The sequence below is a fragment of the uncultured Acetobacterium sp. genome, from assembly GCF_927416815.1.
Lineage (GTDB): Bacteria > Bacillota > Clostridia > Eubacteriales > Eubacteriaceae > Acetobacterium.
This window is the reverse complement of the sequence record NZ_CAKMJU010000069.1, coordinates 1-14,041: the sequence shown is the minus strand read 5'-3', so window position 1 is coordinate 14,041 and position 14,041 is coordinate 1. Positions and strand designations below refer to the sequence as shown.

At 43.3% G+C, this 14,041-nt stretch carries 14 protein-coding genes; 9 read left to right on the top strand and 5 right to left on the bottom strand.

Annotation, left to right across the window (positions count from 1 at the left end; translation table 11 throughout):
• Positions 1-17: 17 nt before the first annotated feature.
• The 4 genes from QZ998_RS10745 to QZ998_RS10730 form a co-directional block, all read right to left on the bottom strand.
• Positions 18-1,820 carry a DUF4153 domain-containing protein gene (locus tag QZ998_RS10745; protein WP_296560486.1) on the bottom strand — a complete coding sequence of 601 codons (1,803 nt, stop codon included), beginning with the start codon at positions 1,818-1,820 and terminating at the stop codon, positions 18-20.
• Positions 1,821-1,931: 111 nt separating this feature from the next.
• Entirely contained in the window at positions 1,932-3,926 is a 1,995-nt protein-coding gene (locus tag QZ998_RS10740; RefSeq protein WP_296560484.1) for a S8 family serine peptidase, read from the bottom strand.
• Between the two features lie 384 nt (positions 3,927-4,310).
• Entirely contained in the window at positions 4,311-5,096 is a 786-nt protein-coding gene (locus QZ998_RS10735; RefSeq protein WP_296560483.1) for a GIDE domain-containing protein, read from the bottom strand.
• Positions 5,097-5,100: 4 nt separating this feature from the next.
• Positions 5,101-5,769, bottom strand: coding sequence for a PspA/IM30 family protein (locus tag QZ998_RS10730; protein ID WP_296560482.1), 669 nt, complete (start codon positions 5,767-5,769; stop codon positions 5,101-5,103).
• Positions 5,770-6,221: 452 nt separating this feature from the next.
• Here QZ998_RS10730 and QZ998_RS10725 point away from each other — a divergent pair, with 452 nt between their 5' ends.
• The 9 genes from QZ998_RS10725 to QZ998_RS10685 all read left to right on the top strand — a co-directional run bounded on the left by QZ998_RS10725 (position 6,222) and on the right by QZ998_RS10685 (position 13,597).
• Complete coding sequence (locus QZ998_RS10725; protein WP_296560481.1) at positions 6,222-9,245, top strand: methyl-accepting chemotaxis protein; 3,024 nt, start codon at positions 6,222-6,224, stop codon at positions 9,243-9,245.
• 177 nt (positions 9,246-9,422) lie between these two features.
• A complete protein-coding gene (locus tag QZ998_RS10720; protein ID WP_296560480.1) occupies positions 9,423-9,914 on the top strand; it encodes a Na+/H+ antiporter subunit E in 492 nt (163 codons plus the stop codon).
• Positions 9,911-10,174 (top strand): monovalent cation/H+ antiporter complex subunit F, encoded by a 264-nt coding sequence (locus tag QZ998_RS10715; RefSeq protein ID WP_296560478.1) that lies wholly within the window; start codon positions 9,911-9,913, stop codon positions 10,172-10,174. The genes QZ998_RS10720 and QZ998_RS10715 overlap by 4 nt, the downstream gene beginning before the upstream one ends.
• Positions 10,171-10,473 carry a monovalent cation/H(+) antiporter subunit G gene (mnhG, locus tag QZ998_RS10710; RefSeq protein ID WP_296560476.1) on the top strand — a complete coding sequence of 101 codons (303 nt, stop codon included), beginning with the start codon at positions 10,171-10,173 and terminating at the stop codon, positions 10,471-10,473. Before QZ998_RS10715 ends, mnhG begins: the two co-directional genes overlap by 4 nt.
• Positions 10,470-11,015 (top strand): DUF4040 domain-containing protein, encoded by a 546-nt coding sequence (locus QZ998_RS10705; RefSeq protein WP_296560473.1) that lies wholly within the window; start codon positions 10,470-10,472, stop codon positions 11,013-11,015. Before mnhG ends, QZ998_RS10705 begins: the two co-directional genes overlap by 4 nt.
• The gene (locus QZ998_RS10700) at positions 11,005-11,268 is read left to right on the top strand and encodes a hypothetical protein (protein WP_296560471.1); all 264 of its coding nucleotides are present in this window, start codon (positions 11,005-11,007) and stop codon (positions 11,266-11,268) included. Before QZ998_RS10705 ends, QZ998_RS10700 begins: the two co-directional genes overlap by 11 nt.
• Positions 11,261-11,650 carry an MnhB domain-containing protein gene (locus QZ998_RS10695; protein ID WP_296560470.1) on the top strand — a complete coding sequence of 130 codons (390 nt, stop codon included), beginning with the start codon at positions 11,261-11,263 and terminating at the stop codon, positions 11,648-11,650. The genes QZ998_RS10700 and QZ998_RS10695 overlap by 8 nt, the downstream gene beginning before the upstream one ends.
• The gene (locus QZ998_RS10690) at positions 11,650-12,003 is read left to right on the top strand and encodes a cation:proton antiporter subunit C (protein ID WP_296560468.1); all 354 of its coding nucleotides are present in this window, start codon (positions 11,650-11,652) and stop codon (positions 12,001-12,003) included. The genes QZ998_RS10695 and QZ998_RS10690 overlap by 1 nt, the downstream gene beginning before the upstream one ends.
• Positions 11,996-13,597 carry a proton-conducting transporter membrane subunit gene (locus tag QZ998_RS10685; protein ID WP_296560466.1) on the top strand — a complete coding sequence of 534 codons (1,602 nt, stop codon included), beginning with the start codon at positions 11,996-11,998 and terminating at the stop codon, positions 13,595-13,597. The genes QZ998_RS10690 and QZ998_RS10685 overlap by 8 nt, the downstream gene beginning before the upstream one ends.
• Here QZ998_RS10685 and QZ998_RS10680 read toward each other — a convergent pair.
• On the bottom strand, positions 13,594-13,824 hold the full coding sequence (locus tag QZ998_RS10680) for a FeoA family protein (protein ID WP_296560464.1): 231 nt from the start codon (positions 13,822-13,824) through the stop codon (positions 13,594-13,596). The two genes, QZ998_RS10685 and QZ998_RS10680, sit on opposite strands and share 4 nt — an antisense overlap.
• Positions 13,825-14,041 lie beyond the last annotated feature (217 nt).

Genomic DNA, 14,041 nt, shown 5'->3' with positions numbered 1-14,041 from the left:
TCCCCCACTTCTTAAAACTATCTAATCTGAACTAAAACGTAAAAATCACCGCTATAATAGGGTTGTGTTCCTGATTTATCAATGCCTAAAAACATCGCTATCAAAGAAATCACCGCTTCGTCATTTGCCTGGGTGAAGGTTGCCTGATCTGCTGATAGAAAATTCTTACTGACTTGATAATTATCCCCCTGGGTCGTATCAAAACGATCAAAAACTGCTTTCATATCAATACCTATCAGCTCTGAATCTGTTTCATCCGAGAGTATCAACCTCCCGGGCGAAAGCGTTTTATCCCACTTAAGCGTGTAGACCTTTCCTTCCGACTCAAAGGTAGAAATAATCGGATCCTGATTTTGATCCTGACTATAGAAATTGACCACCAGGAAGATCTCATAGTCGGAAATATCAATCGCCGACTGCTGATTCAAACTCAGGTATAAGGAATCTTGACGGTATGGGTTTTCCTCGTAACGATAAAAACCAAAGACATCATAAAAATCATCATAAACATTAAAATCTTTATCGAGATACGGTAGCCCTTTAGTATATTCCATCATGGCCAGGTAATTGATTGCGTCTGAGATAATCTTCTTATCCCCCTCTGGCAACAATCCATTCGGCTTAATCTGATCGTTTTCCAGCATCTTGTTTTCGGTTAGCGCAGCGGTGAGTCGACCCACCTGATTCGCACGGCTAATGGTAAAAGCATCGACCGGCGGTAAGATCGAAAACAGCGAGAAGCCAATCAGCAACGCTGCGATGATTCCATTTTTACGGATTGGCATAAAACTCATCAGCACGCCGGATACAGCGGCAAAGAACCCAAAAAGAATCACATAATAGCGACCATACGTGATGCCAATTTCCTGAATCTGTAATATTGAGGCGACAATCTGAAACAATACAATTGGAACCAGCACTTTTGGAAAGATGCTTCGAAACCATCCGGCCAGCTTGTTTTCAAGGCTGCTAGCCAGAATATAAATCACAATAACCGCAATCGCAAAGCTTACCAGCATCGGTTCAAGGCGATTATCGGTCCAAAAATTACCGGTGATGTTCCCAATGATATAAATAATTAGAATAACTGTATATACCGTCAGCAGCGGTATCACAATATAAGAAACTAAAACCTCCAGAAATTTGGGACACTGCCAGGATCGTTCCAGCTTTTCACGCGCATAAACCAATTTTTCAGGTGGCCTGTTTTTATCCCGAGCGCCGGGATAGATGGGAATCAACGAAAGAAAATAAATCGGTGCAAATAGCATCCCCACAATATTTAAGCTATCTAAATATAATTTGTCGGACACGCTAAAAAGCAGCAGGTCAATGGCGGTAATGATCAAGGTGCTCCCGATAAACAGCACCCCTGAAAAAAGCAGAGCATTGAAGAATGCTTTAAACGCCACCATAAAACTCTGATTAAAGTTGACTTCACTTTTGACCACCGGAACCCAGATATAAGCAATCAACAGTGCAAAAAGAGCCACCGATGTGCGGATCCAGGTCTCTATGCTGGTGCTGCTATGCTGTCGGACGATCAGAAAATAACCAAGGGTCAGCACCAGACACAGAGCCATAGCAGCCAGCCGAACGGAAGCTCTGTCAGAAAAACGCTCCCAGCCTGCCTGAAAGCAAATGCCCAAAAATGCCCCGACCAGAAAGGTCAGTAAATAGCTGGTATAATCTACTTCCTGATGAATGGCGATGGCATTTATTACCGTTGCCGCCACTAGAAACGTTACGGTAAGCGGGTATCGGGACAAGGCCTCAACCAATCCGCTTAATTTCTCTTTGATCTTGTCAATAAAACGCACTCTTGCTCCCTTCTACCCGGTTTAGATCCCTGCTAGCTCTCAATAGCTTACAATACTCTCCAATTTTTCAAGGCCTATGCCGATCATTTTGGAGATGCTCCAGGATCTATATTATTTTTTTATAAACGGGTCGTCAATCGTACCTGGTGCAACGCTGCCCTTTGGGACAATTTCAATCCGGATCCCTTCCAAACGATAGCCAAAACCCGCTGTTCCAGCCTGTCCGCCATTCCTGGCCCAGCCCATCCAGCCGACATTCTGGGCATGCACCTGATAATATACGTCGAAGAGATTTGCATCGGTACCTGTAAGTTCGACTTCAATAGCCTCCAGACGAAGGGACTGTCCCTCGGATCCACTTGGCAAGCCGTTGGTTACAAAATTCTGCCAGCCAATATTTTGGACATGGGTTTTATACTTTACCCCAAGATTATAATTATTTGAGATCGTATTGATTTCAATCGCTTCCAGTCGCAGCGATTGTCCCTCAGTTCCGCTGATAACGCCGTCCGCCATGATACCCTGCCAGCCGACATTTTGTATATGGGTTCGGTATTCAATAGTTGGCATCACCTTATCTTTAACCACATAATTGACAATCGATTCTTTTACGGTATTGCCTTTACCGTCAAGCACCTGCACCGACAAGGTGTAGATTCCGGCCTGGGTTGGAGTAAAAGCGGCCGTGCTAACATTGCTATAATCCTGAATAGTGGTAGTTTTTCCATTTAGATCATAATAAAAGCTGTATTGATAATCGCCCTCGCCTCCCGTGGCCGCCGCATTTAACGTTAGTAGCGTTCCGAGCGTTTGCCCAGTCGGCTTGTCAACCGTGAAGGTATCAATACTTAATGGATTCGTCGGGCTAACCATGGCCAATGCGGTATCGAGCTGAATCATACCATGGCCATAATAATCATCTCGGCCTTTAGCGCTAAAATCCAGTGCCGTTTCTTTAAGCAGATTTTCCACCTCGGTACTGGTCATGGTGTGATCCGCAGCCATTAAAACAGCACAGGCTGCCGCTGTAATGGGGCTTGCAAACGAAGTACCGGAAGCTTCTTCATATCCGCCATCATGGTTTGTTGAGTAAATTTTATGGCCAGGGGCACACAAGTCAACCAGACTATTATGTTGTGAAAAATAGGCGATCTTATTGGTGTTATCGGTGGCACCTATCGAAATAACATTATTGTAGGAGGCTGGCACTGCCAGTTCACCTTTGTAGTTAGCATTTGCCCCTTCATTTCCAGCCGCCGCGACCAGTACCTTACCCGCATTAGCAGCATTCTCGACCGCCGTTCGCAAAGCCGCTGAAACCATGTAGCCACCAAAACTCATATTGATGACTTTAACCTCTGGTCGTGCCGCCGCATCATACAAGGCGGCACAAATATAACCGACATCGAGATTTTTGTCACCGTCAAAGGTACCACCGACCCGGTATGGGGCTAGCTTGATATTAGCAGTTCCAGTTATTCCCGCAAAACCAATGCCATTATCAGCGACCGCTGCCACACAGCCCGCAACTAGGGTGCCGTGACCAGACAGATCTACCATATCGGTGGTTCCATCAACATAGTCGTAGCCAGCTACGACGTTTTCTTTAATATCAGGATGTTCAGTAAAAAGACCGGTGTCAATGACAGCCACTACCACGGTTTCTGAATTATTGACCTTGTTCCAAGTCTGATCGGCGCCAAGCCGTTCAAACTGCCAGGCTTTAGCTAACTCGGGATCATTGGGTAAATCCGACGTCTGAATGTAGCTGTTTTTTTCGGCCACCAGCACATTGGGATTTTCCGATAGTTTGGCGACCAGCGCATCGATATTGGCTGAATCGGTAACCTGAATGATATCGACTTGTTCACCTAAAGATTCTCCGCCCTTAATATCCTGACTGGTCAGAGCCAGATTTCCGACATCACCCTGAGCTTTATAAATGACTATAATCTGATCCTTATTGCTCGAAGTGGTGTCAAGATCGGCGACCTGATCGAGACTCTGAATGACCATCGAATGGTCTTGTGCCCAAATTCCCAGCGGGAAAGAACTTCCGATTAAAACCATCGCCAGCAGGAAGACAATTGCCTTCTTAAATTTCATCAATTTTACCTCATGTGCTTTCTTTTTTTAACTTTTTAGATTAAGCTTAGCTCTTTCTCAGCTTTCTAAGTCATACTTTTGATATTTCTTGCAGCAGTTTTTGAATAATACTTTAATTATAACCGCTAGGCCTTTTTTTTCAAAGGTATAATCATTACCCTTCATGAATCCCCAACTTTTCTTAATTATTTCTGAATTCCAAGTTTCGCTAAAGGTTAGCGGGGTATTATTTAGATAAGAGATAAACATCTCCCCTTTTTCTTTTCATTCCTAATATAAAAAAAGCAGTGCATCCATCCGGGATCACTGCTTTTTTATTTTCTCACATTTTTCTCACTTTTTTGTTTCTATTTCATTTTAGTCATTTCCTGAACCAGCTTGGTTTTAGAATAGAAACATCACTACAATTCCGCCAATGACACTGCCGATTGCAACAGCCAGTGCGATAAATTTTTCGTTCTTAATATCATCCAATAATTCATCTTCAGATTTATAGGTTACGTGGGATGGTTTTTTAGTTGTCACTGACCGTCCCACATAAAGGCGATTGCCGCGTTTATGAATTTCACCCAGAATATACATCGGCTGATCTTCCGGAAGAATTTCTTCGAAAAAACGATAACCCAGGAAGCGAGAACCGCGGGAGTTCGAAAAATTGAAATTAAAATTGTTTCTGACCCAACTGGAATCTGGTGATTCCATACGGTTGCAGCCTGGCATTAAATCCACATCGCCACCAAAGCTGGCCATATCAATATAGACTTTCTCATCCGAACTGCTGTCAGAAAGATACACCTCAACCGAGCTTTTTTCGCTGGCTAAAGAGGATTCCACCTTACTGGTAACGGTTCTGGTATTACCCTTATCATCGCGCTCGGTTCTGGTTTCTTCATTTACTGAAAATACTTCATTTTCATAATAAGCCACTGGCCGTTGTGAAAAAGGCGCTTGAACATCTCCCGATACGCTGTGAAGATGCCCCTTGACCTCGCTGTAATGCCGGTAATTTTCATCCAAACTGGATAAATCGCCAACAATATCCAAAACGTCTTTAATGCAGGTTGTCTGTTGAAATTGGATTTCCTGAGCTTTTGTCTTGTTTTTTTTCAAAACGTAAACAGCATAGCAAATCCCGGCAACCATAATCAGTATTCCAATAATAAATCCCATGGTTTTATTCTATTCCCAATTCTGCTTTAAGTTTGGCCAATTCATCATCAACTGCCGCAGTTTTTTCCAGTGCTTCAAACTCATCTTCGAGACTGGTATTTTCTCCGGCCATCTCTGTAAAGGCCTGAGCCTCAGCTTCTTTGGCATTAACCTTCTGTTCCATTTTGTCAAGTTTCGTGAAGGCACTTTTACTGTCGGTGCTGTTTAAAGAGGTGCTGACACTTTTTTGAGCATCGGCCATCTTAGAACGGGCAATCAGCATATTCTGTTTCATTCGAGCTTCTTCCAGCTTCGCCTTTAACTGACGAACCTGATCTTTTAATTGCCCAACCTGTAAGCTCATTGAGTCATAGGCAGCTTGAAACTGAACCAGATCACCATCGACGCTAGTTTTTTGCTCCAAAGCTTTTTTTGCCAGTGCTTCATTACCAGCTAATAATGCGGTTTTGGCTTTCTTACCCCAATCTTCTGATGCTGCTTTAGCGGTTTCCAATTGTTTTAAAGCCTGTTTTTCACTGCCCATGGCAGCACCTAATGCCTGGGTGGCACTGTTAACCTGTGCTTCCATGTCAATGATAATCTGTTTTACCATTTTTTCCGGATCTTCTGCCTTATCCAGCATGTCGTTTACATTCGCCTTTAACAAGTCACTAAGACGTTCAAAAATTGCCATTTTTTCCTCCTGCTTTTGTTTTTATATTTCAGGGCAATAAATGCCTAGGGCTCATTGATTATTTCCGGTCTTCGCCTTATTTCGATCAAATCACCTTTTTTCTGTATGTCCATCTTATCAAATTTGAGAAAATAAGTCTATTGCTTTTTTGTGTTAATCGTCAATTGACATCCCTTAATTTGCGCAAAGGCATCTGTTTTCGATGACAATCGTCTGATATGATGATTCCGAATTTGATTAAAAAAAGAACGAGTGAATGCGATCTTTCGGGGTATACATTCTAATACAATATCAAAACGATTAAATAAATCCAAAAAAACCTTTTAAATGACCGGATTGACCATTGCTAATTTAGACAAAGGAGGGTATCCTAGAAAAAAGCATCAACAGCTTAAGCACGCATTTATTTTTTTGCAAACAGGAATAATTTTAACACAAAAGGGGTGGTCTATATGAAAAGCATTCGAACAAAACTGATGATTTATTTTTCCGGACTGATTCTGGTTGTCTGTGCCATCTTTACCTTTGTCACGATTAATGGCTTAACCAATGCAGTAGTGACTGAAGCTGAGAAAGCACTCAATACTCAGGCTCAGAATTCAGCTGAAATTATCAGCAGCCGTAACGAACAAAATTATATTTATCTTGAAGGGATCGCCTCCCGGGATAAAATATTCTCTAGCAGTGTTCCGATCGATGAAAAAATGGCGATGTTAAAAACCGACGTCAGCAGTTCCGATCGTTTCTTGCGGATTGGTGTCTCCGATCTCAACGGCAACCTGTACCTGTCCGACAGCTACGGTGACCGGGGGCAGATTGTCGATATCACCGCACGGGATTATTTTCATGTTTCAGCCGCTGGCAAGCGGGGCACGATGAATCCGGTTATCAGTGTTAATCCCGATGACAATGGGGCGCTGATCATGGCCTACTCGGTACCGATTTATGAAAACGGCACCATCGCCGGGGTTCTGGTGGCAGTTACTAATGCCTGGTTTTTAAACGATATCACCGATAACATGACCTTCGGAGAAACCGGCTATACCTACATCATCGATTCGACCGGTACGGCGATCTCACATCCTGACCGGGATAATGTTGTCAATCAAATGAATCCCATTGCTCTGGCTGAAACCGACGCCAATTATAAATCATTAGGGGCTGCCATTGGCGCCGCACTTGAGCAGGATTCAGTTACTACCACCTATACCCTGAACAATCAGGAACATTATATGGCTTCTGCAAAGGTCCAAGGCATGGATTGGACAGTGGTTCTGGCGATCGAATCGGGTGAGGTGCTTGCCGCCCTGCCTGGCGCCATCTTAAGCAGTGTGCTGATTTCTATTGTTGTTTTAGCACTCAGTATAATCTTCTGCTATTTCATTGCCAAACGGATTACTGATCCGATTAAAAAAGTCAATCATATGATCAAAGAAATGGGGCTGGGACATTTAAGCGCACGTCTTCGTATGGAAACGAATGATGAAATTGGCGAAATGGCGCGAGCCATGGATGATTTTGCCGACACCCTCCAAACCGAAGTGATTGAGGTGATGAATCAGATTTCTGACGGCAATGTCTCGGCTGATATCGAAATCGTCGACGACCAAGATGAAATCAAGCCAGCTCTTAAAAAAACCATCGAATCAATTCGCGGGTTGATTAATGAAGCTACGATGCTGGCCCAAGCTGGCGTTGCCGGGCAGTTATCGACCCGAGGTGATGTTGAAGCATTCAAAGGCGGATTCAAAGACATTGTTGTCGGTGTCAATAACACCCTTGACGCCGTGGTAGGCCCAATGCATGTGGCGGCTGACTATGTTGAGCGGATCGGCAAAGGGCAGATCCCTGAAAAAATAATAGCCACCTATAATGGTGATTTTAATGCCTTAAAAAATAGTATTAATGCTTGCATTGACGGATTGGGCGCCCTGGAAGAAAGTAATCGGGTGCTTGGTAAAATGTCCCTTAACGATTATACAGAAACGATGTCCACCAATTATCTTGGCATCTACTCTGAAATCGGCCATTCGATCAACGATGTCCATACCCGCTTAACCCGCGTTGTTGAAATTTCAACTAATATAGCCAACGGTGATCTGCGCGATCTGGAAGTCTTATCAAAAATCGGTAAGCGCAGCGAAAATGACACCTTGATTCCGGCTCTGGTTGGCATGATTCAGAATATTATCAACCTGGTCAATGAAACAGAACAAATGGCCAGCATTGCCATTGAAGGGAATTTAAGCAACCGTGGCGATGTTTCCGGTTTCTCCGGTGAATACGGAAAAATAGTCACCGGCTTTAATCAGACCCTGGATGCCATCATTGCTCCGATCGAAGAAGCTTCGGCTACTTTGATCCAATTATCCCAGGGGAATCTACACACTAAAATGGCCGGTGATTACCGTGGTGATCACGCCCATATCAAAGAAGCCCTGAACCGGACGATCAACTTCCTGAGCCAATATGTTGGCGAAATAACCAGTACCCTGGAAGAAATGGGTCGCGGTAATTTAAGTCAGGAGATCACCACTGATTATCTGGGAGACTTCCAGGCGATTAAAACGGCTCTTAACGATATCAACACCAACCTCAGCTATACCATGACTGATATTGATGTCGCTGCCGGACAGGTTGAAGTCGGTGCCCGACAAATTTCTGACGGTGGTCAGGCACTGGCACAGGGCACCACCGAACAGGCCAGCTCGATCCAGGAATTAACCACCTCCATCGAAGAGGTCGCCAGCGAAACCAAGAAGAATGCGATGCGCGCCAACGAAGCCAATGAACGCGCCATTGAGGTGCGTACCAACGCTGAAGTCGGCAATACCCAGATGACCAAAATGATCTCCGCGATGAGCGATATTAATACCTCATCCAATGATATTTCCAAGATCATTAAGGTGATTGACGACATCGCCTTCCAGACCAATATTCTGGCTCTGAATGCTGCCGTAGAGGCCGCCCGGGCAGGACAGCATGGCAAGGGTTTTGCAGTTGTTGCTGAAGAAGTCAGAAGCCTGGCTGCCAGGAGTGCCGAAGCCGCCAAGGAAACCACCGGCCTGATTGAAGGTTCCATCGATAACGTCAGCATCGGCACAAAAATAGCCGATGATACGGCCATGAGTCTCAAAGAAATTCTGGCTGAGATTGAAAAAGTCACTGGCCTGGTTGGCGATATCGCCCAGGCCTCCAATGAACAGGCCTCAGAAATCGCCCAAATTACTTTGGGCATTGAACAGGTTTCCCAGGTGGTTCAGACTAATTCGGCCACCGCTGAGCAAAGCGCCGCCGCTAGTGAGGAACTCTCTGGTCAGGCCGAGATGCTAAAAGAAATGGTCGGTGCCTTTAAAGTTAAAGCCGCATCACAAACCACCTTTAAAACAGCAACTGTTTCTTCCGTTAAACCTGTAGCTGCTCCGATACCAGAACCAAGTATCATCCTTGATGATATCGAGATGGATAAGTACTAGTAGCAAAATTAAGAGGCTTGGATCCCTGATCCTAGCCTCTTAATTAATAGTCCTGAAACATTCATTTTTCAGTCCCGCTTACTTCATTTTCTTCAAAACTCGTTGACATCCTACTATGCTCTTGATTATAATGAAGTCTACTCTAATGGTTCTCCCATAAACGAAAAAGGAGCACACATGAAAAAACTGGCACATTCCATTTCATTTATTTTTATTTTTACTGGCATCTGGCTTATTTTTAATGAAAGCATGGCCTTTTCGCAGATCCTTGCCGGCCTCTTTTTTTCAACCGTTTCGATCCTTTTCACCAATCGTTATCTACTGGAAAATGACTATCTCACTGCTTATTCGATTAAACCGGAAGTGCTTTTTTATTATATAACCTACTTATTCCTGCAAATTTACCGATCCGGCATTTCGGCAATTTTTAAAATTATCAAAGGACAGGATGCCGTTAAGATCATCGAATATGAAACCTGTATGCGTAATGATCTGGCTATTTGTCTATTGGCTAATGCCATTACCCTTACCCCCGGAACCGTGACCATCGGCAAGAATGGCCGTCTGCTTCAAATCCTGGCTTTCCAGGATGAAAACACCTTTACTGATATAACCGAAGGGAAAACCTGTTCCCCCTATGAAATGATCTTAAGGAGTTTAGACGCATGACCTTTTTAGAAACCACCCTGTTTGTCATTGCTATCTATATTGTGCTGGTTCTTGTTCGGGTCATTCTCGGTCCTACCATTTGGGATCGCCTGCTGGGACTAAACGCCATTTCAGCTAAAATCATTATGTCAATTATTATTCTATCTCTCATCACCGGTCAGTCCTATTTGCTCGATGTAGCACTGGTTTACGCCCTGCTTGGATTTATCAGCACGGTGCTCATTGCCCGATTTATCGAAAAAAAAGGAGACATCTCATGATCGATTTTCTAGCTTATCTGCTCATTGTGATCGCCCTTATTTTTATGTCTTTAGGCGTTATCGGCCTATTTCGTTTTAAAGATTTCTATTCGCGAATTTTAATATCTTCGAAAATTGAAACAGTCGGATTTTTGACGATCATGATTGGTTTCATCATTTTATCAGGGCTCTCCTATGCTGCTATGAAAATACTGCTGATTACCATTTTAGTGATGATCACGAACCCGCTATCCACCCATGCGATCGCCCGATCGGCTTTTTTGAGTGGTTATACCATTAATCAGGAGACCCGACTATGATTGAAGATATCTTCCTTATTACCTTGGTGATTCTGGCCATTATCGCACTCAATACGAAAAAACTAAGACGGGCAGTTGTCTATTTGGGTGTCTTTTCACTGGTCAGTTCCTTTGTTTACCTGCTCTATGGTGCCCCGGATGTGGCCATTGCCGAAGCGATCATTGGTAGCACCATCACGACCGTTTTGTATCTGGTGGCGCTGAGAAAGTATAAGGTCTTCTCCATCTATTACACAAATGACTCAAATTTCCAGGACATTCGACTGCTAAAAAGCGAATCACCATTTTTATACAATTTGGAGACTTTTTTAGTTAAACGGGAAATGGAACCGCAGATTATTTACTCCCGTGAACCCATTGAAACCGTCCTCGCGCAGGAAAAATTTGACCTTGCCATTCATCATACCGACCAGGACATTTGGATTTATGGCTGTGCTGAAGATTATCAGATCGATGCTGTCGAAGACTATTTACTAACCAACCATGGCGACTTGAACCTTCACTTAATGCGTTGTGCGGAAGGAGAAGACAATGAAGCGTAGAATCATTACAATGATCTTTACCCTGATGCTCACTGCACTGGTTTTTTATGTTAATTTCGATGCCTATCTGGCAGCCGACCCGCTAATCGCTGATTTTTATATTGAGCATTTCAAACCCGACACATATGCCCAAAATGCCGTCGCGGCAATCTACCTGAATTACCGGGTGTTCGATAGTATTTTTGAAACCCTGATTCTGCTCGTCAGTGTAACAGCTGTCATTAATCTTTCCTGGAGGCGCACCGATGACTGATCATTCTGAAATAATTTCGCGAATAACTGGGCTTCTGTATCCTTTTATTTTATTGTTTGGCTTTTATCTGATTTTAAACGGGCATGCCAGCCCCGGCGGCGGATTCCAGGGGGGTGCTGTGCTGGCCTCGGTTTTCATCACCCGGTATCTGGTTGAACCAGACCGATGTATCCGCCTGAAAACCCTGAAAACGGCAGAAAAGACGCTGTTTGTCTGTATTATTCTTTATCCTGCTCTTTTTTTATTTGTATCTCCAGCCAACCACTCAGAACTACTGAACCTCATCTATCTTATCGTCATGAATTTTTTGATCGGTCTCAAAGTTTGCAGTGGTTTTACCATCATATTTTTCAGATTTGCTTTTTTTGAAGGAGGAATCTAATGGTCACAATAAACGGAGAGTCGATCAGCATCCTGCTTTTTTTTGTTGGTGTTTACGGGCTTATTGCCAGACAGAACATCATTAAATCGATTATGTCCATCAGTATCATGCAAGTCGCTATTATTTTATACTTTATTACAACCAATATTGCCCCGGGCAGCGTGCCGCCGATCGGCGATGTTACCCAAACCCTGCAGGTTGCTGACCCGCTTCCGCAAGCCTTGATGATTACCGATATTGTGATTGGCATTGGGGTAACCGCTGCTGGGTTAACCATGTTTATTCACCTCTATCATCGTTATGGCTCGACCAACTGGCAAAAAGTTATGAAGAAAAGGAATCGACATGATTAATTTACACTGGATTATTTTATTACCGATAATTTTCGGAACTGTTGCTAAACTGATTCCCCTTAAGATTGCCAAAAAAACGATGATCTTTTTTCAGGCCGCCTTATTGGTTGCATTCACACTAATTTTTGTTGAGGTGCGCCGAAATGGAACCATCCTCGAAAATATCGGTGGCTGGCCTGATACCATCGGCATCACTCTTAGAGCCGACCTACTGGCTTCAGCGATGGTTCTTTTGACCTGCTTATTATTCCTGGCGATGATAATCTTCGTTCAAAACAAACACTATGCCGACCACCTTTTTTTCTTGCTTTTTCTGAGTTTCGAGAGCTTAATTATTGCGATTTTTCTTTCAAATGATTTGTTTAATATTTTTGTTCTGATTGAAGCCGCCACCCTGATCATTACCATTCTGATAATGTATAAGAAGGCCAACGTTGCTATTTATGATGGGATGATGTATTTTCTGATCAATGTCGTTGCGATGTCATTCTTCCTGATGGGTGTAGGAATGATTTACAAGAAAATTGGTGTGCTTGATTTTTATGCGCTTGAAACCGCTCTAAACCAGATTAGCAACCCTCAAAGTCTAATCCTTCCTTATGCCTTTATGATTACTGCAATTAGCTTAAAAGCTGCTTTAATGCCCCTTTTTAGCTGGCTTCCAAAGGCTCACGGCACCCCCAGTGCGCCATCAGTTGTTTCTGCCATCTTATCCGGATTATATGTTAAAACTGGGGTCTACTTATTCCTGCGCCTGCAGATCACCTTTTCGCCCATCATTGATACCTCTGAGCTTTTTATGATTCTAGGATTTATCACCGCTATTGTTGGTTTTCTTTTAGCCTTTGCCCAAAAGGATATCAAACTCCTTTTGGCCTATTCAACCGTATCTCAAATTGGTTTGATCATGATCGGGATCAACATGGGTAGTCCCCACGCTTATTGGGGTGGTCTCTACCATATCATGAATCACGCCGTTTTTAAATCAACCCTATTTCTAACCGCCGGAATGATCATCACCGAGTACAATACCAGAAATCTGGACGAGATCAAAGGCGTGTTTCACCACATGCCGGCAGTCGGTATCGCCACTATCCTTTCAATTTTAGGGGTCGTTGGTGCGCCACTCTTTAACGGCAGTATTTCTAAATATTTGATTTCCACCGGTTCCGCTGGCACCTGGATCGAATACGGTTTGATTTTCATAAATCTAGGAACCATCATAGTCTTCGTCAAATATGGACAGCTTCTTCTCGGTGATGGAGGTAAAAAAGAAACAGCCAACTCCGATATTCTCGAGAAGGCTGTCGTTTTAAGCTTAAGTATGCTCTGTTTTTTCGGCGGTATTTTTGGCAGTGAGCTGATTGCCATTCTCTTTGAGGTCAGTTTCACGGTGGAACTTTTGTCCTATGGGGCAAAGCTGCTCCTATTCATTGGCTCCTTATGTCTGGGGCTGCTTATTTACTATGGCTTGTTCAAGAAAAAAAATGTTTTGGCAATCTTTAATTCCATTGAGCTGGGTTTTAATGAAGTTTGTCTTTCAATTGCGCTATTCTTTGCTTTTATGGTTGTTTATTTAAAAATTACCCTTTAATGATATTTTGATGTGACAACCTGAATTTGAGAGATAATTTCATAACCCAGAGCCAACTGGCTGCCCAACAATTCAATGGTCATCGGCCCCTGATGCTCAGCTGAAATAATCCTAAGATAAGCCCCCTTAATTAGACCCATACTATAAAGACGTTTCGACAATGCCTCATCTATAACTAACTCTTTCACGACAACCGTACTACCTACTCGACACATTGATAATGGCATCTTTCTCTCCTCGTTTCTATTTTCTCAGTCACTTCACTTTGGTGATGGCTGTATTTTTTGATGATATTGCCTAAAACCTGGATTCCCGTAACTCATAACTAGGAATGACGAAGAGACCACTCTAAACGGTTGATTTTACTGGCTTTGAAGGCATTTTGTATTGACGTTATCCTAGTTATGTGTTATCATATACATAACTAGGAGGTGGCACAATGGC